Below are 25,719 nucleotides of genomic sequence, written 5' to 3'. Positions count from 1 at the left end.
TTGTGCAGAATGACTGCACGGCAGTCACCGCGCCTTGTTCCCACGCAAAAGCGACTCGAGCGCGGACGCGCGATTAAATCAGCGTCTCCCTAGTCTGGCGGGGCGACAGGTGCAATGGGCGCGGCCTCGCCCCGCCAGTCGAACAGGGTGTGCAGAATCGGTTCGATCGCAGGGGGATACTCCGTGAGGGGGCCGGGCACCAGCAGGCCGCGGTGCGAGGCCTCCAGTACCAGTGGCTCGGGATGCCCTTCGAGGGCCAGTGATTCCACTGGAACGACCCCATCGCCCAAGCCCTCGCTGGTTTCCTCCCACCAGTCCTCGATGTGCTTGGGCAGGTTCTCGATGCCGAATTGTTCACTAAGGGCCGTGAGGCTGGCTTCCATCGCCGGGGTAGGCTCGGGCACGACGCCACCGATGATCTTCACCGGGATGGCCTCGGGCCAGGGGCGTTCATTCAGGTCTGTGAGGAACTGACTGTCGGGCCTGAGATCGATCTTGGCCGCGCCGGTCCCGTCGCGAAGCCCGGCGAATAGCGAAAAGCGCTGTTCGCGGATATCCACAAGCCACTCCCGGACCTCGAGCCAGACCCGCAGGCGCGCCCAGTCGGAGCCCTGATTGGGAGTGGCGACCAGGATTACGCCAGCGATGGGGGGACCTTCGACTCGGGGATCCCCGTCCACCGGGTGTCGCCAGCGGGTAACGAAGTCGCGGATCACCAGCCCGCCCATGCTGTGGCCGATCAGTACAACGGGCTGGTTGCGATCCAGTGTCTCCCAGTACTCGGCCAACAGGTCGGCGCTGTGGTCTACCGCCTGGTCGTTGGGATAACGAAACTCCCAGCCATTGATGCCGACGGAATCGAGCGCGGGTACCAGCGTGTCCCAGATATTTCCGGGTTCGTCGAGACCGTGCAGCATGATGATCTCCGGCTCGGCGTCGTCATCGAACACCGAGGATCGGGGGATAAAGCCGCGCAGCTCGTCGGGGAGTGCCATGATCTCGGGAAACCACTCGTGCAGGCGATCCTGTACCTCGACGCGAAGCTCGCGTTCCTGCTCGGGATGCTGCTCCGTCCAGGCCACCCAGGCGACGAACGCGAGGAGCGGCAAGCCAATGACGAGGGCGGCTGCGTACAGCCGCTTGCGCAGGAGTGTTCGGCGGCGCGGAGTGCGGTTCATGTCCGATTACGATTGAGCATGCGCAAATGAATCGCAAGTCCGGACGGACGCGGGATTCGGTGAATGGGGCCCGGGATGGGCGCGTGGTGGTGTGTATCATGTGGTGCACCCGTCGTCAGGAATTCCTTCATGCGTTATTCACCGCCCTTGCTGTTGCTGTGGCTTCCGTTTTTCCTCTCCGCCTGTGCTGGTCTGGATGTCCGTGACTTCGGACTCAACGGCGAGGGGAGTGGTGGCGACCGTGCAGAAGAGGCGATTCGCGAGGCCCTTCAGGTGAGTACGGAACGTACCGTCGAACGTACGGGGCAAGAAGACGGCTACTGGGGCAATCAGGCGATTCGGATCGGCCTGCCGCAGGAGCTGCAGCAGGCCGGGGATGCGCTGCGCCGCGCCGGGCTGGGCAGCCAGGTCGATGATCTTGAGCGGCGCATGAACCGTGCCGCAGAGGCCGCCGCGCGGGAAGCAACCCCGGTGTTCGTGAGCGCGATCCGGAAGATGCGGCCTACCGACGTTCAGGCCGTGCTGCGCGGCGATGACGATGCCGCGACCCAATATCTGCGCGGCGCGTCAGAATCCGAGCTGCGCGAGCGTTACGAGCCCGTCGTGCGCGAGCACATGGAGGGGGCCGGGGTGTATCGCGTGTACCAGCCGCTGCGCGACACGGCGCGCCGCATCCCCGGGCTCGCGGATTTCGATGTCGACCTGGACCGCTATGTGACGGATCACGCGCTGGATGGCCTGTTCACCATTCTTGCGGACGAGGAACGCCGGATCCGCGAGGACCCGGCGGCGCGTACGACGCAACTCCTGCGCGACTATTTCGGCTCCCGCTAAGTCCGACACCTGACGTTTCCGGCCGAGGCTGTGGGAGAAGCATCCCACGAGCCTGGGTGTCATGTGCTGTGCCTATCAATCCGTTAGAAACACAATACTTCCGGCGCATTTCGGGACGGGTGTAGCGTGAGATGGAACGGACAAGGCAATGACGAGTCCCTTGAAATAGAGATTTGGACCGAGTCCAGATTTCCAGGGGCGGAAGAGGCCTTGTTCACCATTTGATGGAAGGAGAACGCTATGGGTGCCAATGATCTGAATAGGGAAGGAAAATGCCCGGTAATGCACGGGGCTCAGACCCGGCTTGGCGGTCGCGGTACCACGGTCGAGCAGTGGTGGCCGAGCCAGCTGAACTTGAAGATCCTGCACCAGCACACCCCTGAGTCCAGTCCGCTGGACGAAGGCTTCGATTACCGCAAGGAATTCCAGAAGCTCGACCTGCAGGCGGTGAAACAGGATCTCTACGCCCTGATGACGGACTCGCAGGACTGGTGGCCAGCGGACTACGGTCATTATGGCGGTCTCCTGATCCGCATGGCTTGGCACAGCGCAGGGACCTATCGCACGGGCGATGGTCGTGGCGGCGCCTCCACCGGCAACCAGCGCTTTGCGCCAGTGGACAGCTGGCCGGACAACGCCAACCTCGACAAGGCCCGGCGATTGCTGTGGCCGATCAAGCAGAAGTACGGCAACCAGATTTCCTGGGCGGATCTCATCATCCTGGCGGGTAACTGCGCGCTGGAGCACATGGGCCTGAAGACCTTCGGCTTTGCGGGTGGTCGCGAGGACATTTATGCCCCGGAAGAGGATATCTACTGGGGTGCCGAGAAGGAGTGGCTGGACGACAAGCGCTACAGCGGCGACCGGGATCTGGAAAACCCGCTGGCAGCCGTGCAGATGGGCCTGATCTACGTGAATCCGGAAGGTCCGAACGGTGAACCCGATCCGGTCAAGGCCGCACGCGACATCCGCGAAACCTTTGCGCGCATGGCGATGGACGACTACGAGACCGTGGCGCTCATTGCCGGCGGACATACCTTTGGCAAGGTGCATGGCGCGGGCGATCCGTCCCACATGGGACCGGAGCCGCAGGCGGCTCCACTGGAGCAAATGGGGCTTGGCTGGAAAAGCAGCTACGGCACCGGCAAGGGCGACGACACGATCACCGGTGGCCCGGAAGGTGCGTGGACGGCGAATCCCACGCAGTGGGACAACGGCTACCTCGACATGCTGTTCGGCTACGAGTGGGAGCTGACCAAGAGCCCTGCCGGCGCCTACCAGTGGAAACCGAAGGATGTGGCCGACAAGGACCTGGTGACCAGGGCGCATGACCCGTCGACCAAGGAAACGACGATGATGCTGACGACCGATCTGTCGCTGAAGGTCGATCCGGATTACGAGAGTATCGCGCGCCACTTCCACCAGAACCCGGCCGAACTGGCAGAGGCGTTCTCGCGCGCCTGGTTCAAGCTGGTCCACCGCGATCTGGGACCGAAGGCCCGTTATCTCGGGCCCGAGGTCCCGGAAGAGGACCTGATCTGGCAGGACCCGGTGCCAGCGGTCGATCACGAATTGATCGACGAGGAGGACGTGAAGGCCCTGAAGGAAAAGATCCTCGCGACCGGCCAGAAGCCAGCCGACCTGATCAAGGTGGCCTGGGGCGCTGCATCGACCTTCCGCGATTCCGACAAGCGCGGCGGTGCCAATGGCGCGCGCATCCGGCTGGCGCCACAGAAGGACTGGGAGTCGAACGAGCCACCGACACTGGCCCGGGTCCTTGATGCACTCAAGGGGGTTCAGCAGGACTTCAACGCCGCTCAGTCCGGCAACAAGAAGGTGTCGCTGGCGGACCTTATCGTGCTGGCCGGGACGGCTGCAGTTGAGCGGGCGGCACAGCAGGCGGGACATGCGGTGGAAATCCGGTTTCGCCCAGGCCGTACCGATGCCACCGAAGAGCAAACCGACGTCGAGGCGTTCGAGGTGCTGGAGCCCGAGGCGGATGCCTTCCGCAACTACATGAAGAAGCGCTTCACCGTGCCGGCCGAGGAGATGATGCTCGATCGTGCCCAGCTGCTGAAACTGAGTGCGCCGGAGATGACGGTGCTGCTGGGGGGTATGCGCGTGCTGGACACCAATGTGGGCGGGTCACGCCACGGTGTGTTCACCGATCGTCCCGGCGTGCTCACGAATGACTTCTTCGTGAATCTGCTGGATATGGATACCGAATGGGAACGCACCTCCGAGGAGGCCGAGGAGTTCATCGGGCGTGACCGCAAGACCGGTGAACAGAAGTGGATCGGCACGCGTGTCGATCTGATCTTCGGGTCCAACTCGCAGCTGCGTGCGATTGCCGAGGTCTATGCCCAGGAGGGCGCACAGCAGAAGTTCGTGAACGACTTCGTCCGGGCCTGGGACAAGGTCATGAACGCGGACCGCTTCGACCTCAACTAGAGCAACAGGATTGACGTACGCGCTCGAGTTGGCAAGCCCCGGGGTAATCCTGCTCCGGGGCAGTTTTCGTCCCCGCCGAAACGGGTCAGCGCGATACGGGTCGAGGTGATTCATGTGTCGAACTGACCCGCTTTTGGAGGCGATTCGGGGACACGCGAGCCGGTGAGATTGTGCCAATAGGGGATGATGACGCGCAATGCGGGTTGTTCGGGAGGGTTGGCATGAGGTCTGCATCATCCCGGTCGTGACCGTCCGCGCAAGGTGGCGGATGGTCAGCAAGCAAACCGATCTTATGAACAGGAGGCGCAAGATGGGACACAACACAGCCACGGCCTGTTCGATCACCCTGGCCCTGGGACTCGCGTTCGGTGGTGCCTCCACGGTAGTCGCCGATGACAAGGACGTTTTCGAGAAGGAATGGACGGATGACCCCGAATTGTCCGCCGAGGACGTTAGCGAAAGCGATCTGGAAAGCTTTCTGGCCGCTGCGGATGCCTCTCAGGACATCCGCTCCGAATATGCGGACGATATCGCCGAGGCGGAGGGCGAGGACGCCCAGGAGCTGCGCGACGAGGCGAATGACGAAATGGTGTCCGCGATCGAGGACGAAGGCCTGACGGTCGAGGAGTACCGCAGCATCGCCTATCTGATCGATAACGACAGCGATCTCGGGGAGCAGTTCGCCGAAGTGGCCAAGGACTCGTAGTTCGCAGGAGCTTCGGCTCGTGTTCTACGCCTGCAACCCCGCTGACTTACTCGGTCGGCGGGGTTTTTCCGTTGGGGCGGAAGGAGGCAGGTGGCCGCAGGTCCTGGTCCGCCGTACTGGCTAGCAGCAGGGCAGGGACCTCATCGGACCTCAACGGACGAGCAAAGTAGAAACCCTGCATGAGGTCAAAATCGAGGTCGTGACCGAGTTCGACCTGCTTCTGGGTCTCGACGCCCTCGGCGACCATCTTCAACCCGAGCGAGCTGGCCAGCAGCACGATCCCACGTGCGAGATCCTCGGCCGAGGGGTCGTGGTCGAGTCTGGAAACAAGCTGACGGTCGAGCTTGAGTGTGTCGATCGGGAAACGGTTGAGATAGGCCAGCGATGAATATCCCGTGCCGAAGTCGTCGATGGCAAGTTGCACCCCCAGATGATTCAGGGCCTCGAGGGCGGGTTCGGCGTCTTCCAGCGCGAGCACGGTCTCGGTAAGTTCGATGGTCAGCAGTTCGGGCGGCAGGTGGTGTCGCTTGAGTGCGGATGCAACGTCGTATGCCAACTCGGGGCGAATCAGGTCCCGAGCGGACAGGTTGATTGCGGTATACCAGGGCTCCTGGCCCTGCGCCTCGGCCAGGGTCTTCCAGTCCTCGGTTTGCCTGCAGGCCTCGGCGATCACCAACTTGCCGATATCGTGTATCAGGGACGAGCCCTCGGCTACATCGAGAAAGTCCACCGGCGTGAGTTCCCCGTGCACCGGATGTTGCCAGCGGATCAGTGCTTCGACGCCTACGAAGCGGCGCTGGCGGCTTGAATAGATTGGCTGGTAGCGGAGAAAGAATTCGTTGTGCCTGAGGCCTCGTCGAATATCGAACTCCTGACGCATGCGCCGCAGTTCCTCGGTGACGGGGGTCAACGCGGGAATGACGAGCCAGGCCATCAATTGCCCGATGCCGACGAAAAAGGCGGTGCGCGTGAGCCAGCGTTCGGTCTCCTGTGCGGTGCCCGCCGCAACATCTACGTAGGTCAGCGGGCCGGCCAGTATGCCGGCTGTTAGTGCGACGATCAGCGCGGCCCCAGGTCCGAAACGTGCAGCGGCGATTAATATGGGTACGTAATAGAGGTGTGGTACGAGGTTGTCGGCCCCACCGGCCAGATAGGTCACCGACCAGGAGACCAGCAGTCCCAGGATGACGATCAGCGTAGCGGAGAGGAATGACATCCCGACCCAGGAGCGGAGTGTGGACCGTGCCAGGTAGTCGGAATACCTTGTCCCGCCTGTCGGGAAGAGTGTCGAATCGGGCCTGGACATCGCGCCTTCCTTGAGGGTCCGCCCCGGCTCATCCATGGCGCATTGCCTGCCCCGGTGGCTTCGGGAAGTCGAAAAACTATGTTGACTAACGTAACGCTCGGACGTGCTGGGAGTTTAGTACTTCGCCGCATGACCTGCTGGCGATGTCTTTTTGTGCTGGTATCGCTGTCGGAACGGGTGGGGGTGGCCCGATGTGGTCGATGAACGAGAGCCGGAAATGATGTTCTCGGGCGTTGCGTCATACAAGCGATTGCCTGCACCGGTACTGTGACGCGTTTGGCTATTCCGGCACGAAGCGGATCTCCCCATACCAGGCCTCGATAGTGCTCTCGGTGTCATCGCAGTCCGTCATGATGGCGATGGCGTCGATGCTGTCGACCGCGCGATCATGCAACCGTTGGAAATCCTCGCGAACATTGCGCCGCTGGGAGAACCATTGCCCGGTTTCGGCGGGCGGGCCGGAACGCACCGCGAGCATGCGGGCCTGGCTGGCGTAGGCATTCGGCCAGTCGGCACCTTCCGGTTTTTCGCTGGCCCAGACGTAGTTGATCGCGCGTGTGCGCCACCGTAGCAGTCCACCGTCCTTCACCACGTACACGCGCGCCGGATAGTCGTCACCGGCACGCGTGGTTTCGTCAATGCCGGTGAACGTCTTGTCCACGCGCCAACTCCACTCGAGGATGGGAGTCCGCTCGAGATCGATCGTCTTTTTCAGGTAGAGACCGGACGCACTGTTGTCGCAACTCGCGTGGACGGCATGGCGCCCGTCAATTTCGACGGACTTGTATTGCGTTTCACCTTCGAAGGCCCTGGTCTCCCAGTTCAGGATGTCGGCTGGGCTGAAAATTGGTTCCGACGCAAGGGCAAGGCCAGGGAACCAGACGAGAGCGGCGGCAAACAGTAACCGTGGGCGCTGTTTGTCAGTCGATGGGCGACGGAATGGAGTGCTGTTGGCCATGGGCCACCCGGTGCGGCGTCATGAATCTACAAGGGTAGGTGACGCACCTGCCGATCGGAAGGCGTGCACGGGTATCGGTTCACATCCATCAGCCGCTAACAGGGCCTGGATATGGCTCCGCTTCGAAAATGCCCGAAGCGCATGGCTGCGGCCTCGGGCGGGAAAGGGTGTTACTCGTGAACCACGATGCGTTGGCTTGTGGGGTGGAGGTCCACGCGGGACTTGGACTCCGCGCAGGCCTCTGCGACCTGCTCCAGACCAGGCATGTCGTTCTGTCGGGCCAGGTGGCGCAGCAGTTCGCCGCCCTGGCAGTCCATTAGTGCCTCGCCGTCTTGGCGACAGCGGAATGTCGTGTCGTCGACGGACCAGTCCATGTCGTCCGGCATGTTCAGCACTACGGGTTCTTTTTTCAGAACCTGCATTTTCGCCTGTGTCGCGTGTTGTCCGTTATCCCAGTTGACTGCGGGTACGTTGTCGTAATGGTGCATGGGGTGTCCTCCTGTTGCCTTCCTTGTGGATTCGGAAGAGAAGCTTCATCCCTGAGCACTACGCCCCCACGTTAGGAAATATCCCCCGGGGGTCGTCAAATACCTGGATGCCGCCTGTTGCCCATGATCTGTGCATTGAACGCGGCGCGCCGAGACCCTATAAGAAAGCAATATGCACAGTTAGAGGTGCGAACGATGAAACTGTCCTCAAGCCGGGACATCAGGCCCGTTTCATTTCGACACTGGGTCCTGGTCGCAGCGCTCACACTGCTGGCTGGCTGCGCGACCACCTTTCCGGAGCCGGATCCAGGAAAGCCGTTTGCCGATGGGCTGACCGCGGAGGAGCTCTTTGCCCGGACGATGGCGGCGCATGGCGGGGATCTTCGCGCGTATGCCGGTGACCTGAACCAGTCCACGGACGGGGAGTGGGGCCGGATGGTGCAGCGCGTACAACCACTGGTGGCGGATGGCGGCTACCGTGGGCAGGGCGAGGAGCGCTATCGCCCCGCGGATCAGCTCTACGCGGTCCATTACACGGGGCCTGAGGGTACCAAGACCGTGGTGCGGCAGGGTCGTGATATTCGCTTGTACTACGACGGCGAGCGCAGCGACGACGAGGACCGGATTCGCGCGACCGCGATGACGACCGATGCCGGCAAGCTGTTCCACTACGGGCCGACCTTTGTAAAACACCGCGCTGAGTCCATCACGCGGTTGGAGGATCGCCGCGAGGATGGTGTCGAGTACCGCCGCTTGTTGGCGACCATACAGCCGGGGTTTGGCAAGGCGGATGAGGATCAGGTAGTGATGTGGATCCATCCTGAAACGGACCTTCTGTACCGGGTGCACATCACCCTCACGGGATTCGAGCCGACGCGGAATGCGCATGTCGACACCACTTTCCTGGAGTACGAGGAGGTCGGCCCGTACACGCTCCCGTCGCGTTTCGAGGAACGCGTGCTCGGGCCGATTCGCCTGTTTGTACACGAATGGTGGGTCACCGGCCGTGATCGCGATCGCGGGTGGACCGACGACGATGTGCGGGGACCCGAATTCGCCGGGGCGGCTGCACACCCCGCAGGGGAGTAGGCGCTAGCCTGTTGGTAATTACTGGAGCAGCCGCAGGAAGTTTTGTGGGAGTGCGTTGGCCTGGGTCAGCACGGCGATGCCGGCCTGCTGCAGGATCTGGGCGCGCACCAGCCGTGTAACCTCCGCCGCATAATCGGCATCACGTATGCGGCTGCGGGCCGCCGCAAGGTTGTCACTGGTCGTGCCGAGATTGTTGATGGTCGACTCGAAGCGGTTCTGGATGGCCCCGAACTGGCTGCGCCTTGCGTTGACCGCATCCAGCGCAGCATCCAGGCGCGAAAGGGCGTCGCTCGCCCCCTGGCGCGAGGACAGGTCGATGCTGTCCAGACTCCCCGCGGGCGCGGTCGTCGCCGGCAGCCGGAGGGTAGTGAGCGCGGCTTCGCCGGAGAGGGTCAGGGACTCGCGGGCGATCAGGTTCAGTCGGCCGTCGTCGGTCAGGACCGCCCGTGCGGTGGATCCCAGGGCGCGATCAATCGCCGTTGCCAGTTCCTGTGGGCTTCGATAGGTCCCTGAGGGAACGTGGACTGGGTCACGTGCGCCAACGGTGATGGAGAAGTCCTGGTCCACAGTCAAAGACCCGTTAGCGAAAGCGGTGTCCAGCCTTTCCGAATAGGCGCTGGATACGGCACCGATAAAGCGGGTGCGCATGCTGTCGCCCAGGTCTATGGACAGGGTTTGTCCGGCATTGGCCCCAATCTGAAACTGCGCGGTGCCCATAGAGCCGTCCAGAAGGCGCCGACCGTTGAAGGTCGTCTGGGTGGCGATCCGGTCATTCTCGGCCAGGAGTCGGCGCGCTTCGCGGTCAATGGCGCTGCGGTCGGAAACCGACAGAGTGGCGTTGGCGGCCTGTACCGACAACTGGCGTACGCGTTGCAGATTCGCGGTCATGGAGCCGAGCGCGCCTTCGGCGGTCTGGGCCAGGGAGATGCCGTCCTGCGCATTGCGCATGGCCTGATTCAGGCCGCGTATCTGGGTCGTGAAGCGTTCGGAAATGGCGAGCCCGGCCGCGTCGTCACGGGCGGAGTTGATGCGCAGCCCCGAAGACAGGCGCTGGAAGGCCGTTTGCAGGGCCGCCTGAGACTGACGCAGGTGGCGCTGGGCATTGAGCGACAGGAGATTGGTGGAAACACTCAACACCTGGGCCATGTTGTGGAGTCTCGCTCGCCGCAAGGGCGATCCGGCAACGGGCCGGATTCCGCAGCCGAACTCTCCCGGCTACAGCAGGTTAACGGCCTGTGTTGAACGAACTTGAATCCAGGCAAGCGCTGGTCCATCCGCGGGGGCGCGGCGCAAACGTGCACATTGGCCCGTGTTTCCTTAGGCTGCGTCGATTGGACTGCATTGGGAGAGGGCCATGGCGGATACACAACCCGGTCGCCGACATTCACCCTTCTGGCGGACGCTGCTCGCGATCCTGCTTGGGGTCGGCCTGGGGATCGTCTGGCTTTATGTGACGGTCTTGCTGGGTCTCGGCGGTGGAATCGATTTTATGCCCGTGGCACTGGCGCGGGCCTTTGAATGGTTAACGCCTGTGTTGCTGTTGGGCGGTGTCATCGTGCTGGCGCTGGGGTGGTCACGGCGTCTGGCTGCGGCGCTATTCGGAGTGGCGGGGTTGTTGTTGCTGGTGGCGCTGGCCTTCGAGGGAGCTCGCGTGATGATGCAGGATCCCGAAGCGCTGAGCTACGAACACCAGATGGCGCAGACTGCCCGCGAGGGGGCCCGACAGGTGATCGAATGCGACAACGGCGAGATGCTCCTGGTGCGCGAGGACCGCGTGACGTCCGAGGAGATCGCGGTGCTTCAGATTCAGCGTATTCGTGCTGATGGGCGTCTGGACACGGAATTGCTGGCGAGCACCGGGGTCGGGTATACGCCCACTATCAGCGAGGGTATGCGGCCCTACCTGGATGGCTCGGTCGAGTGTAATGAAGGCGGTTTTTCGAGCGCCGGGGAGGTCCTCGGGCACCTCGAGGCATTCATTCAGGAGCACGAGCCGAGGCACTCCAGTGCCGTGGTGCCGGTGGCGCCGGAGTAGCGGTACCGGCATTGGGCTGGTGCACCTGGCAGGTCCAGTAGATGCCGTGAAACTCCAGCATGGCGGCCTCTCCCTTGGTCCAGAAGACGATCTGCTCGTCGGGGTTGGCATAGCGTGCCCCGGAGGCGACTTCGGTCGCCTGCAGCACGGCCCTGGAGCGCCCAAAACGCAACGCGGCCTCGCTGCCGCTGAACGTCGCCGTCAGGTTGGGACCGCGGTCACAGGTGTAGGGCACATCACGTGCCTGTTCGGCGGTTGGGGGCAGGGTGCCGCAGGCGGTCAATGCCAGTGTCGCGCCAATGACAATCCAGGTTCGCACGCGCCGGTTCTCCCGCGGTTCGACGTCGCTTTCCATCATACGCACAGGTGGATGCTCCGCGCGAAGCAAACACTCGGGTTCCGGGTTCGCGACGCCAATATGCGTACAATCAGGGTTTCCCCACACGACAGGTGATTGCGTTTTGTTTCCTCGGTGGTTTCTGATCGCTTACCTGCTGTTTGTCTGCGTCCTGGTGCCGGTCTACGCGGTCCACTACGGGTGGCTCAATTTCCTCTGGCTGTCCAACTTTGCGCTGATTGCCGGGTGTGTCGCGGCCTGGTTCGAGAGTCGGCGGCTGGCCAGCATGCTGGCCGTGGGGGTGGTGCTGCTGGAGATGGGCTGGGTAATCGACTTCCTGCTGGGTCTTGTGCTGTTGGGCAACCCGCCCTTTGACTTCGTGGCCTACATGTTCGAGCCGGACTATCCGCTTTATCTGCGGCTGCTTTCGCTGTACCACTTGCCACTGCCGTTCGTACTGTTGTGGATGGTCTGGCGCCTGGGATATGACCCGCTGGCGGGGCGGTTGTGGATCGTGGTTGGCTGGGGCGTATTGGTGTTGTCGTACCTGCTGTCGACCCCCGAGGCGAACGTCAACTGGGCGCTGGGCCCCTGGGCTCGTCCCCAGGACGTCGTGCACCCGCTGGTATGGCTCGGCGTTCTGATGGCCGCCTGCGCACTGGTCTGGTGGGTGAGCCATCGTGTCCTGTGGTGGGGCGCGAAGCGCTTCGGCCGCGTCGTTGAGGATGCCCGTTGAGGGTGGGTGGGCATGATCTGACGCTTCACGCGTCGGACCCCATCAGTTCACACTCTTCCGCGAGATCCGGCTGGGGAATTGGGCGAACATGATGCTTTTCTGGGTAGCCCTGGTGCCGTTTGTGGTTCTCTTTGTCTGGCTGGTGCCATTGCGGCGGCCGGCCTACGAGGCGGCCCCACTGGCCTATCTGGCGACGTTGATTATTGCCTTGTGGGTCTGGCAGATGCCGGGCGAGGTACTCGGCGCGAGCCTGCTGGATGCCGGTGTGGTGTTCATCGAGGTCATGCTGATCGTGGCGGTGGCGCTGCTCGTGCTGAACGTGATGATCGCTACGGGTCACATGGATGCGATCCAGTCGGTCATCGCAAGCGTGTCGCGCGACCAGCGGGTGCTGGCGATGCTTCTGGGATGGGGCCTGGTCGGCTTCGTCGAGGGGATTGCCGGGTTCGGGACCCCGGCCGTGCTGGCGGCGCCGCTACTCGTCTATTTTGGGATGAAGCCCCTCAAGGCGGTGGCGATTGCCCTGATCGGGAACAGTACGGCCGTGCCGTTTGGCGCGGCCGGTACCCCGGTCGTGATCGGCTTCGCAGGGCTGGGTCTGGATGACGCGGTCGTGCAGGAAGCAGTCGTGCGCACGGCGGTCATTCTGGCGGTGCTGGCAGTGTTCATCACGACCTTCATGATCTGGGTCGCCACCCTGGGGGAGGAGAAGGGGCGCTTTCGCGAATTCGTCCCGTTTGCGGTGTTCTCCGCTCTTGCATTCGGTATCCCGTACGTACTGGTGGCGTGGTTGATCGGGCCGGAACTGCCCTCGATCGTGGGCGGCGTTGTGGCGATGGTCGTCATCGCGCTGGCCGCGCACAAAGGGTTTCTGCTGCCGGAAGGACAACGCCGTACCGAGTCCGAGTCCGCCCCGGTCAAACGCGTGCTCGCTGCTTTTGTGCCATTCGCCGTAATGTCGGTGGCCCTGATCGCCTCGCGCACGGTGATGCCCTTGCGAGAGGCACTGCAATCCGTTCGCTGGTCGCTGGGCGAGTTTCGGGGGGTGGAGCTGGGGCAGAGCCTGGCGCCTTTGTACACGCCGTATTTCTATTTTGCCCTGGCGCTGGTGACCGCCCTGATCCTGTTTCGCGTCGGGCGGGTCACACTGGGGGAGGCCGTGGTGTCCACCGGGCGCAAGCTGCGGGCGGCCGCGATCGTATTGATGTTCATCATCGGACTGACTCAGATCCTGCTGATGTCGGAGCTCAACGGGGCGGACCTGCCCTCGATGCCGCAGGTGCTGGGGCAAGGGCTGGCCGAGTGGCTGGGCGGTACGTTTGTGCTCTTCAGTGGATTCCTGGGAGCGCTGGGGTCGTTCATGACCGGTAGCGCGACGGTCTCCAACCTTCTCTTTGCGCGTCTTCAGGCCGATACGGCGCAGGTAGTCGCGTTGTCGTTGCCTTCGATCCTCGCCCTGCAGTTGATCGGGGCCGGGGTGGGCAACATGATCTCGTTGCACAACATCGCCATGGCGGCTGCGGCCTGCGGACTGAAGGCACGTGAAGGACAGGTGGTGCGGGAGACGATTGTCCCGGTCGTTGTGGTGTGTCTCGGGGCCGGCCTGTTGGCGTTCGTCTGGTAGACCCGGCCCCGAGCATCATTCGCCGGATTGTGGCTAGGGAGACGCTGATGTAATCGCACGTCCGCGCTCGAGTCGCTTTTGCGTGCGAACAAGGCGCGGTGACTGCCGTGCAGTCATTCTGCACAAGGGAACCGCAACGCCGTTCCCGCGCCCGTTTTTGATCAACAACGGGCGGCCGATCCCCTGCTTTCAATGGCTTGTGGGGTTGGTGCCCCCTGTTCCCCGATCCTGCGTTGCGCCGCTTGCGGGTAGAACCACTACCCGCTGCACGACGCGCCTTGTCTCGGAAAACAGGGGGCACCAACGCGGACGTGCGATTACATCAGCGTCTCCCTAGAAGTTGTAGCCAAGCCCCACGGTGTAGGCAAAGGCGCCATCGCGGAAGGCCTCTTCCGCGTCGCTCGAACGCCGGAAGAACCACTGATACTCCACCCGGCCCAGTACGTAGGTGTTTTCCAGAACGTAGTACTTCAGTCCACCCTCCAGACCGGCAAAGCCGCTGTCACGAACGCCATCGCCATAGATCACGCCCAGGCTGCCCCCACCGAACGGGCGCAGCCGGCCGTCCCGCGTTTGCAGGTTGGCGTATCCGCGGGTTGATCCGTTCCAGAAGTCATCGCGCAGCCTCTCGCCTTCGATGTTGGCGTAGTTGACGCTCTGGCGAATCCCCAGAATGAAGTGATCGCGCAGATACCATCCCATCTCGCCGGAGATGCCGAAGCTCGTATTGTCGAACTTGCGGTCACTGCTGCCGGTGCCGGACAGCGAGAATTCGCGGTCGCCCTGGGAAGGACCGAAATTGGCTGCGGACCCTTGCTGTGCCTGTGCGGCCAGGGGAAGGGCTCCGGCCAGACAAAGTGTCAGCGCCAGTAGTTTTTTCATGATGCAGGGCCTCGTTGTAGGACCCCGGTCCAGGACGGATCGGGGTCATGTTCCAGGGTTGGTGCCGGCGATGCCGACCCCAACCCCTGAGGCCAGATTGCACGTGCGGGAGAGGGCGGTTCTGTACGGTGGCGTACACAGAACGTGCCTATTGTTTACCGCAAACCGAAGAAGCTCAGTATGACCAGCACAATCACAATGAAGCCCACGATCCAGATGATGTTGTTCAGCATGAGATAAGGCCTGATTCCGGGAATGGAGATCCGGAAGCTACATCGGGAGGGGGCGAGTGTCTGTGCGTGGGCGCACAGACCACGTCCGGAGGGCCTGCCTATACTCGAAATAAGGTCGGCAATGCCGCCGATCACCACTATGGGAGAACCAAGCATGAACTGGGATATCGTCAAAGGTAACTGGAAGCAGTTCAAGGGCAAGGTCAAGGCACGTTGGGGAAAGCTGACTGACGACGAGCTTGAAACGGTGGCAGGTAAGCGCGAAGAACTGGCAGGGCATATTCAGGAACGGTACGGCGTCACAAAAGATGAGGCGGAACAACAGATCAAGGAGTTCGAAAAGAAGCTGGATCGGGAGAAGCACTGAACAGCCAGGGAGCGCCAGCGCCGGGCGCGCCTCCTTCAATAATGCTGCGTGGTAGCGGGCTCATCGAGGAGACGGCTGTACTCGCGGGCAATCACCCGATAGCACTCGCAGCTGCGTGCCTCAAGTCCCGGGCGATCCAAGATGATGAGACGCCCGCGGTGGTAGGTGATCAGGCCGGCCTTTTGCAGTCTGCCCGCGGCCTCGGTGACGCCTTCGCGCCGAACACCCAGCATGTTCGCGATGAGTTCATGAGTCATGGTGAGCTCTCGACGCGGGGCCCGGTCATCACTTAGCAACAGCCATCGGCAGAGCTGCCGCTCCACCGAATGGTGGCGGTTACAGGCGGAGGTCTGCGCCATTTGTGTAAACAGCGCCTGTGTGTAGTGCAGCATCAGGCGCTGCAGTTCGCCCCCTTGCGAAAAGACCTCTTTTACGATGGTGCTGCGAATGCGGTAGGCATGGCCTGGCATGCGCACTGTGGCCCGGGTAGGAGTCGTATAGCCGCCCATCAGCAGCGAAATTCCGACCAGTCCCTCACGGCCTGCCACCGCGATCTCGCCACACTTGCCGTCTTCCATCACGCACATGAGAGCGACAATGGCCTCGGTGGGGAAGTAGACGTAATGGGTTTCCTCGGCGGATTCGTACAGGCTGGCCCCTTGCGGCAACAGCGCCGACTTCAGATGAGGGCGCAGGTAGTCGTATTCGCTGTCGGGCAGGGCCGCGAGCAGTCCATTGTCGAGGGGCGATAGCCCGATCGGTCGGGGTAGGGGCACCGGCAGGTCCGTTTGTTTTCCGGGGGAAGTGGAAAGTCCGAAAGATTCGGATAATGAATGACTTCAGCATAGCCGCTCGAGCAATGCCGAACCCCCGGGGTGGCGACTGAAATCTTCCAGACGCGGGCACTATTTTGCTGTTAAGCCGATTGGCTCAGCCGCGCCCGATCGTGGCGACCGGCGGGCCCGATGCAGTGTGAAAACTAATCCCGAGGGAGAAAGCCCCCTCGGGACTGGACGCAGGGTCCTGTCTAGTCGCGCTCGTACTCGGGCGCCTCCTTGAGCGTGTCTTCATCCATGTCAATGTAGAGCTTGACCTCGTCGTTCTCGGTCGACCGATCGATACGGTCCCAGGCGATGGCCACGTCCTTCTCTCCCATGCCGAGGACGCCTCCCGTACCGATCACAACGGCGACGATCCGGCCGTCCTGGTCGATGACCAGGTCGTTGATCTCGCCGATTTCTTCATCGCTGTCTCGACTATGAACCTTCTTGTCCATCAGGTCGGAGGCATGCAGTCCCTGCGCGGGCATCCGGTCGATATGGGGCGCATCGTTGCGATCGTTGGCAGCCTGTTCCTCCATCGCATTGCCGTCATTGGTGTCCATCTCGTGCTCGGCCGCCATCGCGTTGCCGATGCCAAAGGCGAGCACGGGAATCATCGCAGTGGCAAGTTTCAGTGATGTGAATCGGTTCATGGCTTGACTCCTCAGAAGTATCCGGCCTCAGGCCGGGGGTTTTGATGTCACGCCGACCGCAAGGGCATGCAGGCCCCACGATTCAGGCGTATCGCTGATACTGGGAGGGGCGACAACAGGCGTCTGTACGCTGAACCACAAACACGGTGCGAGGATCCTTGTGTATCGGCGCGGAGATCGCCGGGGTTCGTGTGTCGCGAGCCTTTTCTATACTGCTGCGCTCTGTACACATTTTTTTCGGAATGCAGTGCTAGTCTCAGGATAAAGACCGGCACTCTATTGCCCGGCGATCCAAGGGGCGCCGATGACGCTTGTCCAGATCAGTGGCCTTCGCAGCCAATGGCCTCGGCTGGGTCTGGGTGCGCTGTTGTTGCTGTTATCTTCGGGGCCTGACTTCGCGGCACCGGATCCACAGGACGCAGCGTCTCTAAACCAGCATTGCCTCGTGCAGGACGCGCAGATGATCCGACGGGGTTCTGGATCACCAGAGCGGAAAGAACGAGCGCTTGCGGATTGGCTTCCACCCGACGAGGCGACCGGGGTATCCCGCCGCCAGTCCGGTACCAAGAACATGGGGCTCGGCGGATCGAACAAGAAGGCTTGGAACCGGCCTCAAGGCGTGGTCTACAAGGGGAGCGGTGATCCGGACGACAAGTGGTGGTACCGCATTGCGATGATCGCGGTGGGTACGTTGCTGCTGGTCAGCCTGCTTCTGGCTCACTACATGCGTCTGAACCGTCGCTTGCGCCACGAGGCCACCCTGCGCCAGGAAGTGGAGGCGGTGCTGCGAAAACAGCAGGACGAGCTCGTGCGGCTGGCCAATACGGATCCGTTGACCGGCGTCTGGAATCGTTTGAAGTTCGAGAGTGAGGCGAGCCACGAGATCGCACGTGCCGAGCGTTACGACCTGCCGCTGTCACTCATTTTTCTGGATCTGGACTATTTCAAGAACGTCAACGATCGCTACGGGCACGCGACGGGCGATGCCACCCTGCGCGAGATGTGCGAACGCATCAGGGGCAGCCTTCGGGAGTCGGACCTGCTATGCCGCTGGGGTGGCGAGGAGTTCCTGGTTCTGGCGCCACACGCGGATCTGGACCGGGCGGTATTGCTGGCGGAGAAGCTGCGACAGGCCGTTGAGGCTAGGCCTGGCATGCACGGTCAGCCGATGTCGATTAGTCTCGGCGTTGTGTCGCGAGAAAGCGGGGATTCCCTGGAAGACCTTGTTCGCAAGGCCGATGTGGCCCTATACCGAGCGAAATCCCGCGGTCGAAATCGTGTGGAGACCTATCGTCCCGGAGAGCCCCCTGAAGCCGTGCCCTGAATCAGGTGGCGGCAAGCGGCTCGATGCGCAGTTCCACCCGCCGGTTCAGGGCCTGCCCCTGTAACGTATCGTTGTCGGCAATTGGGCGATCCGGGCCGTAGCCGATGGCAATGATGCGAGTTTCCGCCACACCCTGGTCGTGCAGGTGACGCCCGACCGAGAGGGCTCGTTGCTCCGACAGGTGCTGATTGAATTCGCGTGCGCCGGTGGAATCCGTATGTCCGGCGATCGTGATTAGACTGGCGTCGTACTCGTCCAGTACCCGCCCCAGAATACCGAGGATCGGAGCCATGTCCGGGTGGATCTCCGCACTGTTGGTCTCGAAGGCCTGGCTGCCCGGAAACGTCAGGGTGATGGCGCGGTCCGCGCGGTCAAGGTCGACATCCCGACCCGCCAGTTCCTGGCGCAAGCGGGCGGTCAGGACATCCATGTAGAAACCGACGCGGTCCAGGGCCACGGACTCATGACCGTCGTCGAGCAGTTTCTGGCGGCGTTCCACAATGGCCTGATCGTCGGATGCAAGGTAGACCACGTTACGGCTGTATCCGTCCGAATTGTCCCCGGTGCTGCCATTGTGCGCTTCCGCCGCTCGTTCAGGGAGCGGTTCGGCCGCGGGCTCGCTGGCCGTCGTACCGGTTTCGCGGGCCGGCATCAAGCCGCAGCCGGTCAGCAGCACCACAGCCATGGTGGCGAGGATGTTGCGGTGGAGGTTCTCGCTCACTTCGATTCCCCGGATTGCTGGCACCAATTGCGAAATGCATCCGCCGTGAGGGGTCGGCTGAAACGATACCCCTGTCCAAATCCGACACCCTGCTGGCGCAGCCACTCGACCTGATGACCGGACTCGATGCCCTCCGCGACGATATTCAGCTTGAGCGAGCGGGCCATTACGATGATATGACTAATGATGTTGCTGGTCACCGCTTCATGGCCGATCGCATCGGCGAAGGTCTTGTCGATCTTGAGTGTATCCAGTTCGAAGCTTTCTAGATACGAGAGGCTGGAGTACCCGGTGCCAAAGTCGTCAATGGCGATGCGATGGCCGCGAGTGCGCAGTGCCTTGATCCGCTGGCGTACGTCGTCCGTATTAAGCAGGGACCGTTCCGTGATCTCCAGCTTGATGGCGCAGGCGGGGACCCTGGCGTTCTCCAGTTCGCGCTCAAGCGCCTCGCTGAAGCGGGTGGAGGCCAGGTCCTGCCCGGTGATGTTCAGGTTGACCGGGCAATCCGGGCGGTCGCGAAGCTGGGGCCCCAGTTCGCGGAGAACGCAGCGCAGGATAGCGAGTGTGAGATCCGTTCCCTGCTCGGTTTCCTCCGCCAGTGATACGAACACATCCGGACCAATGGTTTCATGGTTCTCGCGGCGCCAGCGGGCAAGGGCTTCGGCGCCCTGACAAGCGCCAGTCTCCAGATCGACAATGGGTTGAAACACCACCTGCAGCTGGTCGTGGGCGATGGCCTCGCGAAGTTCCGAGGCCAGGCTGAGCTGGTGGCGGAAGTACCGCAGGATCAGAAAAAGCCACAAGCCCACCAGTGTCAGTCCCAGAGAACCGACTCCGGCTAGTGTCGGCAGATACCGCTGCCAGAACTGGGCCATCGGCTGCACGGCGATGATATCGATTGGGAAGAGTGTTCCCAATGACGTTCGGCTCACGACTCGCTGCTCAGCGCGATCCACGGTCAGGCCGGGTTCAAAGGCGTGGTAGTTCGGGAGGACTGCCCCGGAGGGGTGCGCAACCATGGGCATGGATTCGACCCAAAGTCCGACTTTCTGATCCTCCAGCAAGCCCGGGGTCAGCAGCAGGCGTGGGTCGATCGCGACGTCGTATTGGCCGTATCGCATCAGGAACAGCTCTACCCCGCCCACTTTGGTGGAGGGCCCGGGCCACCAGGCCACGACTCCGCTGTCATAAATGCGACTGGCCTGGGGTGGGGTCAATGCATCGCCCTGTACAAAGCCGGCGCCACACTCGCGCTCCACAGCGCGCCAGTACCCGACGGCACGGATGTAGGGCCGTGACATTGCGGCATTCTGGAGCTTGTTCAGGTGCTCCGTGGAGCAGGGTGTCGCTTCGATCGTGTTGAGTTTGTCCAGCAGATCGCGTGTGTCGATGATGGCACGCTCGGTCTGCTCGCCCAGGCGCTGTGACAGCTCATCCAGGCGCTGTTCTTCCGCGACCACGGACCCTTGCCATAGGTACCAGCCGAGGAGGAGGAGCGGGATCAACAGCCCCAGAACCGTAACACCGAAAACGGCAAACAGCACTTTGTCGCGCCGTGAGGCCATGGCGTGCCGCCCTCCGAGGAGCTCGAATAGCCGGGATTTCAGGAGTGTAGCACGGGGTTATTGCACCCTTGCGGGAATTACGTGGAACGTGGTGGCAGGCCCGTATTTCGGGAGACCGATGATGGACACAAGAACCGTTGACCAAACAACCTCGGGGCAATCCCTGAGCCAACACGACGGGATATCGGCTGCTTGTGATTGCTGCTCCTGCGAGGCGGAACCCTACTGGTGGGGTGTCGCTGCGGAAATGGGGATCGATCCGCAGTCGGAGAAGCCGAACCGGGCGGCAATGGCCGCCCGGCCGGGAGGTGATTACTCCACTTCTACGGAGCCCTCGGCACCACCTTCGGCACCGGCTTCTGCGCCGCCACCGTCGTCGCCTTCGGCTTCGCCGCCAGCTTCGGCCCCGGCACCTGCATCGGCACCAACGCCGCCACGGGCATCGCCGTCCTGACGGACATCACCGCTGGCGCCGGCATCGCCGCTCGCGCCGGCACCACCCTCGGCACCCGGGGCCTGGCCTTCGGCCGCTGCACCGCCGGCGGTCCCGCCGCTGGCTTCGCCGCCCATTTCGGAGCCGCCGGCGGCTCCACCGCTGGCTTCGGCACCGGTCTCGGCGGCACCTTCGGCAGCCGGCCCCAGGTTTTGCGCCTGTGCGGTGGCGAGGCCACCCAGTGCGAACATCGAGGCGAGGGCAAAGGCAATTGCAGTCTTGCGATAGCTATACATCAGTACAACCTCCTGTTTCGAATTTAGGAACGGTACTTCCGTGCCTCGCGACCGACCCGCCATCGGCTCGTGTCGGTCTGCGTATGTCAGGTTTTAGCTTTCAGATCCGGGTGGGCGAAAGGGGAGGTGGGGCAAGGTGGGACGACACTCACATGAGGAGGTGGAGGAATCGAATCTCCATCACTCTAATGGAGCGCACTCAGTCGTCAGTGCTGGATTCGCAATGACCGGTGGAGCCCGCGCGGCAGACGCGCCCGTCGGTCCATATCGCGCGGCCCAGCTGGACGCCACTGAGCTGCGCTCCCGCCAGATCGGCCCCGCTGAGGTCGGCGTGACGCAGGTCCGCACCCTCGAGTCTTGCGCCCTGCAGGCGGGCACCGCGCAGATCCGCTCCAGTTAGCAGGGCACGGGACAGATCGGCCCCCTCCAGGCGAGCCCGATCGAGGCTTGCGTAGCGCAAATCGGCCTCGGTCATTTGCGCGCGCTCCAGACGGGCCGCGCTCAGGCGAGTGTCATAGAGGCTGGCACGGGTCAGGTCGGCGCCGCGCAGTGGCGCGCCAGCCTTGTTGCAGTAGTTCCAGTTCACCGAGGGGCCGGGCGGAGCCGCACAATCCCGTGCCGGCGTGGCCTCCTGTTGAAGGGCGAACCACACCAGAAGCCCCGCAGCCAGACCCAGCGCCAGCCCAGAAACGATCCAGGGGCGAGGGCCCCGGATCCATCTCTGCCATGGAAAGGGCGTCCGATCGAGCAGATCGGCCCATAGTTGGCGATGGCTCTGGGTTTCCAGGTTTTCGGGGCAGCGACGATCGCCCCGGCGCTGCTCGCGGAAAATGGGTTCGGAGGCACGAGATCGTCGTTCCCGCAGGCGCTCGTCCTCGCGCAGCCGGGCCCGTTCCAGCCGCTCTTTTCCTCCTGGGGCATCGGCCATACGGACTTCTTCGGGGATCAGGTGGGGGCGTTCTGCAATCTGCACCCAGAATTGCCGGTCCTGGCTGATCTCGTCCTGCACGGTCAGGCGCCCGAGGATCAGGAAGCGTCCGATCTGGCGCGCGGGATACGGTCCACAGACACCTTCCGGACGGCGCAGGAACCACTGTTCGTAGCGTCCCGAGCCGGGTGATGCGGGATTGCGCGTAGCCTCGTTGGCCGTGCCCGGTGTATCGGAAGGGGACGGTGTCACCGGTCGGGTCCCCGATCATCCGAGCGTGAATCGCCTGGCTGCCAGTCCCTCAGGTGCTGGCGCAGTTCTGCCGCGCTGGGTTGGGCTGCATCCAGGATCAGATGGATACGGTTGAAATGGAGCAGTTGCGCACCGCCGGTATCGGGCGCGAGATAAAGATCCGGTTGTTCACGTCGGATCATCTCGCGGATCAGTGACTTCTGCATGATGCTGAAGGTCTTGAACAGGAGGTCGGTCAGCCCGGGCAGCGGTTGCTCGGCGCTGTTCCAGGCGCCGGACACATCCACCGCGATGACGATGTCGACCTTGTCCCGGAGCAGGTCGTAGGGCAACGGGTTGGAGGCCCCGCCGTCGATTAGCAGGCGGCCGTCATCCGATGGTACGGGTTCGAACAGGCCGGGTACCGCCATGCTCGCCGCAATGGCCGGAAAGAGCTCGCCGTCCTGGAGGGTGACGGTCTGGCTGGTCCAGTAGTCGGTCGCCACCACGGTCAACGGGATGCGCAGGTCGTCGAAGGTGCGGATGGGGGTGTGCGCAGCGAGAAAGCGCAGAAAGGTATCGGCGTCCAGCAGGGCGTTGCGTCCGAGGCGCAGGGGAATCAATTCGAACAGCTCGAGCTCCGACCGTGCCAGACGCGACAGGGCATCCATCTCCGAGCCGGCAAAGTCGTCAAAGATGTCGAGGATCTCCTCGGCGCTGAGGCCGGCGGCATACAGACCTCCAATAACTGCGCCGATACTGGTACCCGCAACGTGGTCCGGTTGCAGGCCGAGGTCGTCGAAGGCCTGCAGTATCGCGATATGCGCCAGACCGCCCGCACCTCCGGAGCCCAGAGCCAGGCCGATGGTGGGGCCGCCATCGGCGGCAGGCTCGGAATCGTCCGCGGTGGCGGGCATTGCGAGCAATGCCACCAGCACGGCCATCAGCAGGCTCGCCCCTGAGCGGGCCCACTGGATTCGGTGCAGGAGGGATTTGATCACGGCCACGCGGATGCTCCGGCAGGTACTGTCCGCAGTATAGCGGTCGGTTTTCCACGCCAGGGCTTGCTACCCTGAATCTCCAGCCCATCACCCGCATGGCCGATGAACGCGCAACCAACCCCCACTCTCGGCGTTTCGCAGTGTCTGCTGGGTGAGCCCGTGCGCTACGACGGGGGGCATCGGCGAGAAGCCTTTCTGGTTGAACGGCTGGCTGGCCATGTGGCCTGGGTTCCGGTTTGTCCGGAGGCGGTGCTTGGGATCCCGCGTGAGCCTATGCATCTGGTTCGCGAAAACGGCGTTCTCGCGCTGCGTGGAAACGCGTCGGGAACGGACTGCTCGGAACCTGTGCACTGGTTTGTCCAGCAGCGCGTCACGACGCTCGCGAATGCCGGGCTCGACGGCTACGTACTCAAGGCACGGTCGCCCAGTTGCGGGCTGCAGGTGCAGGTGGCCAACGAGACAAATCCCTCTGCGGGATTGTTCGCTGGCGAGCTGGTCGAGGCCCTGCCGGATCTACCGCTGATCGAGGAAGATGCGCTGGCCGCGCACAACACCCGCGAGGCTTTTCTCGAACGCGTGTTTGCCCATGCGCGGGTCCGCGCACTATTTGCCACGCCGTGGACCCCGGCGGATCTGGTGCGTTTTCATACGCGGGAAAAGATGCTCCTGCTCAGCCATGATCGTGCCGGCTATGACCAACTGGGGCGCTTTGTCGCGCAAGCGGCTACGCAGCCACAGGAGGACGTGGCAAGGCGTTACAGGCGGCGGTTTATGGGGGTGCTGGCCAAGCCCGCTTCGGTCGGCCAACATGTGAACGTGCTTCAGCATATGGCTGGGCACTTTCGCGATCGCCTGGATCCATCCCGCCTGACGGCGCTGCATGAGGCGATCGATGCCTGCCGGCAAGGCGAGCACCTGGTGCGAGACCTGTACGCACAGATTCGTGCCATGGCTCGGGAACTCGATATACGGTGGGTGGGCGAGCAGAGCATTCTGACCCCGTTTCCCCAGGAACTCCTGACCGAAGAGCTTCATGACTGACGTTGCCACGATCCCGATCATTGTCCGGCTGGCCCCGGAGATCCACCTGAAGTCCCCCAGTACCCGGAGGCACTTCACGCGCGTCCTGAGGCGCAACCTGAAACGTGCACTGATCGGGATTCCGCATGATCTGCGTACCCATCAGGGCCGTCTGGTCCTCTATACTCCGGAACCGGAGGCGGCGCAGTCAGTTATTCGAAAGACATTCGGGATCAGTACCTTTTCGCCGGTAGATGTAGTTCTGCATGAAGTGTCGGTCGATCGGCTTTGCGAGGTCGTGGCCGATCGATTTACCGAAACGGTGCGCGGACGCCGGTACGCGGTACGCTGCAAGCGCCACGGTCGCAAGAACATCTCGGCCAGCGATGTCGAGCGCCGAGTGGGCGCGGTGCTGGATGGACCTGGTCGTGTGGATCTCGACCACCCTGAGGTCGTCGTCCGCATCGATCTGGACCGTGACCAGGCCTGGATCTATTCGAAGCGCGAGCCGGGTGGGGGTGGATTGCCGCTGGGCGTGCAGGGACGTGCCATGGTCCTGATCTCGGGCGGGTTCGATTCCGCGGTGGCGGCCTGGTACATCATGCGCCGCGGGACGGCTGTCGATTTTGTGTTTTGCAATCTCGGTGGGGCCGTGCACGAGGAGATGGTGCTCGCGGTCTGTCGCCGCCTGGTCAGTGCCTGGGGCGCGGGCATTCGTCCGAGGATGTTCAGTGTAGACTTTTCGGGGGTGGTCGAGGACCTGCGAGCGCAAATCCCCGGCGATGCCTGGCAGATCGTGCTGAAGCGGCTGATGTATCGGGCGGCCCTTCCCATCGCCCACGAGCGCGGCGCGGAGGCGCTGGTCACGGGTGAGGCGCTTAGTCAGGTGTCTTCCCAGACGCTGTCGAATCTGCAAACGATCGATGCGGTGGCGGATCTCCCGGTGTTGCGGCCACTGATCGGCTTCGACAAGACGGAAATCATGAATCGCGCTCGCGCAATCGGCACATTCGAGTTGTGCGAAAAGGTCCCCGAGTTCTGCGCGATTGCGAACGAGCGGCCCATGGTGACCAGCAAGCGAGCACACATCGAGGGTATGGAACGTGCGCTCAGTGACGACTGCCTGAAGCGTGCCGTTTCCGAGGCACGGGTGCATGACCTCGGTGCGCCAGAGCGACCGGAGCAGGACCGCACAAGCCCGCTGCTGGTCGACCGGATTCCGGAGGCAACGGAGGTCATTGATTGCCAGCCGCCGGAGTTCTATCGGGACTGGCATGTTCCGGGTGCGGTCAATCATCCAGCGGACGAGTTCGCAACGAGCTTTGTGCATCTGCCGCGCGACCGTTCGTATGTGCTGTACTGCTTTCGCGGTACTCAGTCCGCGATACTGGCCGAACGCATGCGCGCCGCAGGCTACGATGCTCGGGCGTTCGCGGGTGATGTGGCCAGGCTTCGCCGGCTGTGGGGCCAGCAGCCCGTGACCGAGGCGGATGCCTGAGAGC

General features: G+C 63.0%; 25 protein-coding genes. 11 read left to right on the top strand and 14 right to left on the bottom strand.

Features of this window, described 5'->3' with window-relative positions:
* Positions 1 to 89 precede the first annotated feature (89 nt).
* Positions 90 to 1,178 (bottom strand): lecithin--cholesterol acyltransferase, encoded by a 1,089-nt coding sequence (locus F623_RS0107280; RefSeq protein WP_018868695.1) that lies wholly within the window; start codon positions 1,176 to 1,178, stop codon positions 90 to 92.
* Between the two features lie 129 nt (positions 1,179 to 1,307).
* Between F623_RS0107280 and F623_RS0107275 the strand changes: the two genes are divergently transcribed.
* The 3 genes from F623_RS0107275 (at position 1,308) to F623_RS0107265 (ending at position 5,169) form a co-directional block, all read left to right on the top strand.
* Positions 1,308 to 2,012: a DUF4197 domain-containing protein gene (locus tag F623_RS0107275; RefSeq protein WP_018861537.1), complete on the top strand. Its 705-nt coding sequence runs from the start codon at positions 1,308 to 1,310 to the stop codon at positions 2,010 to 2,012.
* Between the two features lie 240 nt (positions 2,013 to 2,252).
* Positions 2,253 to 4,463, top strand: a complete 2,211-nt coding sequence (gene katG, locus F623_RS0107270; RefSeq protein WP_081616577.1) for a catalase/peroxidase HPI — start codon at positions 2,253 to 2,255, stop codon at positions 4,461 to 4,463.
* 310 nt (positions 4,464 to 4,773) lie between these two features.
* Positions 4,774 to 5,169 (top strand): DUF4168 domain-containing protein, encoded by a 396-nt coding sequence (locus F623_RS0107265; RefSeq protein WP_018861535.1) that lies wholly within the window; start codon positions 4,774 to 4,776, stop codon positions 5,167 to 5,169.
* A 46-nt stretch (positions 5,170 to 5,215) separates the two neighbouring features.
* On the opposite strand, the gene F623_RS12870 is transcribed toward F623_RS0107265, so the two are convergent.
* The 3 genes from F623_RS12870 to F623_RS0107250 form a co-directional block, all read right to left on the bottom strand.
* The gene (locus F623_RS12870) at positions 5,216 to 6,475 is read right to left on the bottom strand and encodes a bifunctional diguanylate cyclase/phosphodiesterase (RefSeq protein WP_231367713.1); all 1,260 of its coding nucleotides are present in this window, start codon (positions 6,473 to 6,475) and stop codon (positions 5,216 to 5,218) included.
* A 280-nt stretch (positions 6,476 to 6,755) separates the two neighbouring features.
* Positions 6,756 to 7,433, bottom strand: coding sequence for a DUF3047 domain-containing protein (locus tag F623_RS0107255; protein ID WP_018861533.1), 678 nt, complete (start codon positions 7,431 to 7,433; stop codon positions 6,756 to 6,758).
* A 170-nt stretch (positions 7,434 to 7,603) separates the two neighbouring features.
* Positions 7,604 to 7,921, bottom strand: coding sequence for a hypothetical protein (locus F623_RS0107250; protein WP_018861532.1), 318 nt, complete (start codon positions 7,919 to 7,921; stop codon positions 7,604 to 7,606).
* Between the two features lie 330 nt (positions 7,922 to 8,251).
* On the opposite strand from F623_RS0107250, the gene F623_RS0107245 reads away from it, so the two are divergent.
* Entirely contained in the window at positions 8,252 to 9,010 is a 759-nt protein-coding gene (locus tag F623_RS0107245) for a hypothetical protein (RefSeq protein WP_026279399.1), read from the top strand.
* 18 nt (positions 9,011 to 9,028) lie between these two features.
* On the opposite strand, the gene F623_RS0107240 is transcribed toward F623_RS0107245, so the two are convergent.
* A complete protein-coding gene (locus F623_RS0107240; protein WP_018861530.1) occupies positions 9,029 to 10,156 on the bottom strand; it encodes a flagellin in 1,128 nt (375 codons plus the stop codon).
* Positions 10,157 to 10,364: 208 nt separating this feature from the next.
* On the opposite strand from F623_RS0107240, the gene F623_RS0107235 reads away from it, so the two are divergent.
* Positions 10,365 to 11,045: a hypothetical protein gene (locus F623_RS0107235; protein WP_018861529.1), complete on the top strand. Its 681-nt coding sequence runs from the start codon at positions 10,365 to 10,367 to the stop codon at positions 11,043 to 11,045.
* On the opposite strand, the gene F623_RS0107230 is transcribed toward F623_RS0107235, so the two are convergent.
* The gene (locus tag F623_RS0107230) at positions 10,987 to 11,364 is read right to left on the bottom strand and encodes an MliC family protein (protein ID WP_026278666.1); all 378 of its coding nucleotides are present in this window, start codon (positions 11,362 to 11,364) and stop codon (positions 10,987 to 10,989) included. The two genes, F623_RS0107235 and F623_RS0107230, sit on opposite strands and share 59 nt — an antisense overlap.
* Positions 11,365 to 11,506: 142 nt before the next feature.
* On the opposite strand from F623_RS0107230, the gene F623_RS0107225 reads away from it, so the two are divergent.
* Together F623_RS0107225 and F623_RS0107220 are read left to right on the top strand one after the other, a co-directional pair.
* Positions 11,507 to 12,118, top strand: a complete 612-nt coding sequence (locus tag F623_RS0107225) for a hypothetical protein (RefSeq protein WP_018861527.1) — start codon at positions 11,507 to 11,509, stop codon at positions 12,116 to 12,118.
* Between the two features lie 88 nt (positions 12,119 to 12,206).
* Positions 12,207 to 13,742, top strand: coding sequence for an L-lactate permease (locus F623_RS0107220; protein ID WP_018868693.1), 1,536 nt, complete (start codon positions 12,207 to 12,209; stop codon positions 13,740 to 13,742).
* A 333-nt stretch (positions 13,743 to 14,075) separates the two neighbouring features.
* Here F623_RS0107220 and F623_RS0107215 read toward each other — a convergent pair whose 3' ends face one another.
* The gene (locus F623_RS0107215) at positions 14,076 to 14,624 is read right to left on the bottom strand and encodes a hypothetical protein (protein ID WP_018861525.1); all 549 of its coding nucleotides are present in this window, start codon (positions 14,622 to 14,624) and stop codon (positions 14,076 to 14,078) included.
* Between the two features lie 387 nt (positions 14,625 to 15,011).
* Between F623_RS0107215 and F623_RS0107205 the strand changes: the two genes are divergently transcribed.
* Positions 15,012 to 15,224, top strand: coding sequence for a CsbD family protein (locus F623_RS0107205; RefSeq protein ID WP_018861523.1), 213 nt, complete (start codon positions 15,012 to 15,014; stop codon positions 15,222 to 15,224).
* 35 nt (positions 15,225 to 15,259) lie between these two features.
* On the opposite strand, the gene F623_RS0107200 is transcribed toward F623_RS0107205, so the two are convergent.
* Positions 15,260 to 16,000 carry a Crp/Fnr family transcriptional regulator gene (locus F623_RS0107200; protein WP_018868692.1) on the bottom strand — a complete coding sequence of 247 codons (741 nt, stop codon included), beginning with the start codon at positions 15,998 to 16,000 and terminating at the stop codon, positions 15,260 to 15,262.
* Between the two features lie 251 nt (positions 16,001 to 16,251).
* Positions 16,252 to 16,698 carry a PRC-barrel domain-containing protein gene (locus F623_RS0107195; protein ID WP_018861521.1) on the bottom strand — a complete coding sequence of 149 codons (447 nt, stop codon included), beginning with the start codon at positions 16,696 to 16,698 and terminating at the stop codon, positions 16,252 to 16,254.
* A gap of 673 nt (positions 16,699 to 17,371) precedes the next feature.
* Between F623_RS0107195 and F623_RS0107190 the strand changes: the two genes are divergently transcribed.
* Entirely contained in the window at positions 17,372 to 18,022 is a 651-nt protein-coding gene (locus F623_RS0107190) for a GGDEF domain-containing protein (protein WP_369772001.1), read from the top strand.
* Between the two features lies 1 nt (position 18,023).
* Here the strand turns inward: F623_RS0107190 and F623_RS0107185 are convergent, their stop codons facing one another.
* The 5 genes from F623_RS0107185 to F623_RS0107165 all read right to left on the bottom strand — a co-directional run bounded on the left by F623_RS0107185 (position 18,024) and on the right by F623_RS0107165 (position 23,203).
* On the bottom strand, positions 18,024 to 18,743 hold the full coding sequence (locus F623_RS0107185; RefSeq protein WP_018861519.1) for an OmpA family protein: 720 nt from the start codon (positions 18,741 to 18,743) through the stop codon (positions 18,024 to 18,026).
* Positions 18,740 to 20,308 carry an EAL domain-containing protein gene (locus F623_RS0107180; protein ID WP_018861518.1) on the bottom strand — a complete coding sequence of 523 codons (1,569 nt, stop codon included), beginning with the start codon at positions 20,306 to 20,308 and terminating at the stop codon, positions 18,740 to 18,742. Before F623_RS0107180 ends, F623_RS0107185 begins: the two co-directional genes overlap by 4 nt.
* Positions 20,309 to 20,620: 312 nt before the next feature.
* Positions 20,621 to 21,037 (bottom strand): hypothetical protein, encoded by a 417-nt coding sequence (locus F623_RS0107175; protein WP_018868691.1) that lies wholly within the window; start codon positions 21,035 to 21,037, stop codon positions 20,621 to 20,623.
* Positions 21,038 to 21,236: 199 nt separating this feature from the next.
* Positions 21,237 to 22,217, bottom strand: coding sequence for a pentapeptide repeat-containing protein (locus F623_RS0107170; RefSeq protein ID WP_018868690.1), 981 nt, complete (start codon positions 22,215 to 22,217; stop codon positions 21,237 to 21,239).
* The gene (locus F623_RS0107165) at positions 22,214 to 23,203 is read right to left on the bottom strand and encodes a patatin-like phospholipase family protein (RefSeq protein WP_018861515.1); all 990 of its coding nucleotides are present in this window, start codon (positions 23,201 to 23,203) and stop codon (positions 22,214 to 22,216) included. The genes F623_RS0107170 and F623_RS0107165 overlap by 4 nt, the downstream gene beginning before the upstream one ends.
* A gap of 96 nt (positions 23,204 to 23,299) precedes the next feature.
* Between F623_RS0107165 and F623_RS0107160 the strand changes: the two genes are divergently transcribed.
* Positions 23,300 to 24,238, top strand: a complete 939-nt coding sequence (locus tag F623_RS0107160; protein ID WP_026279398.1) for a DUF523 and DUF1722 domain-containing protein — start codon at positions 23,300 to 23,302, stop codon at positions 24,236 to 24,238.
* Positions 24,231 to 25,715, top strand: coding sequence for a tRNA uracil 4-sulfurtransferase ThiI (gene thiI, locus F623_RS0107155; RefSeq protein WP_018861513.1), 1,485 nt, complete (start codon positions 24,231 to 24,233; stop codon positions 25,713 to 25,715). Before F623_RS0107160 ends, thiI begins: the two co-directional genes overlap by 8 nt.
* Positions 25,716 to 25,719: the final 4 nt, after the last annotated feature.

The sequence above is a fragment of the Thioalkalivibrio sp. ALD1 genome (genome assembly GCF_000381245.1).
GTDB lineage: Bacteria > Pseudomonadota > Gammaproteobacteria > Ectothiorhodospirales > Ectothiorhodospiraceae > Thioalkalivibrio.
Note: the sequence above shows the minus strand (reverse complement) of the source record. Positions and strands in the feature narration are given on the sequence as shown.

Coding starts and splice junctions, on each gene's coding strand:
- F623_RS12870 (WP_231367713.1), bottom strand. CDS start 6,475: ATGTCCAGGCCCGATTCGACACTCTTCCCGACAGGCGGGACAAGGTAT.
- F623_RS0107215 (WP_018861525.1), bottom strand. CDS start 14,624: ATGAAAAAACTACTGGCGCTGACACTTTGTCTGGCCGGAGCCCTTCCC.
- F623_RS0107205 (WP_018861523.1), top strand. CDS start 15,012: ATGAACTGGGATATCGTCAAAGGTAACTGGAAGCAGTTCAAGGGCAAG.
- F623_RS0107235 (WP_018861529.1), top strand. CDS start 10,365: ATGGCGGATACACAACCCGGTCGCCGACATTCACCCTTCTGGCGGACG.
- F623_RS0107180 (WP_018861518.1), bottom strand. CDS start 20,308: ATGGCCTCACGGCGCGACAAAGTGCTGTTTGCCGTTTTCGGTGTTACG.
- F623_RS0107175 (WP_018868691.1), bottom strand. CDS start 21,037: ATGTATAGCTATCGCAAGACTGCAATTGCCTTTGCCCTCGCCTCGATG.
- F623_RS0107265 (WP_018861535.1), top strand. CDS start 4,774: ATGGGACACAACACAGCCACGGCCTGTTCGATCACCCTGGCCCTGGGA.
- F623_RS0107195 (WP_018861521.1), bottom strand. CDS start 16,698: ATGAACCGATTCACATCACTGAAACTTGCCACTGCGATGATTCCCGTG.
- F623_RS0107160 (WP_026279398.1), top strand. CDS start 23,300: ATGAACGCGCAACCAACCCCCACTCTCGGCGTTTCGCAGTGTCTGCTG.
- F623_RS0107250 (WP_018861532.1), bottom strand. CDS start 7,921: ATGCACCATTACGACAACGTACCCGCAGTCAACTGGGATAACGGACAA.
- F623_RS0107240 (WP_018861530.1), bottom strand. CDS start 10,156: ATGGCCCAGGTGTTGAGTGTTTCCACCAATCTCCTGTCGCTCAATGCC.
- thiI (WP_018861513.1), top strand. CDS start 24,231: ATGACTGACGTTGCCACGATCCCGATCATTGTCCGGCTGGCCCCGGAG.
- F623_RS0107190 (WP_369772001.1), top strand. CDS start 17,372: ATGATCGCGGTGGGTACGTTGCTGCTGGTCAGCCTGCTTCTGGCTCAC.
- F623_RS0107255 (WP_018861533.1), bottom strand. CDS start 7,433: ATGGCCAACAGCACTCCATTCCGTCGCCCATCGACTGACAAACAGCGC.
- F623_RS0107275 (WP_018861537.1), top strand. CDS start 1,308: ATGCGTTATTCACCGCCCTTGCTGTTGCTGTGGCTTCCGTTTTTCCTC.
- F623_RS0107280 (WP_018868695.1), bottom strand. CDS start 1,178: ATGAACCGCACTCCGCGCCGCCGAACACTCCTGCGCAAGCGGCTGTAC.
- katG (WP_081616577.1), top strand. CDS start 2,253: ATGGGTGCCAATGATCTGAATAGGGAAGGAAAATGCCCGGTAATGCAC.
- F623_RS0107220 (WP_018868693.1), top strand. CDS start 12,207: ATGATGCTTTTCTGGGTAGCCCTGGTGCCGTTTGTGGTTCTCTTTGTC.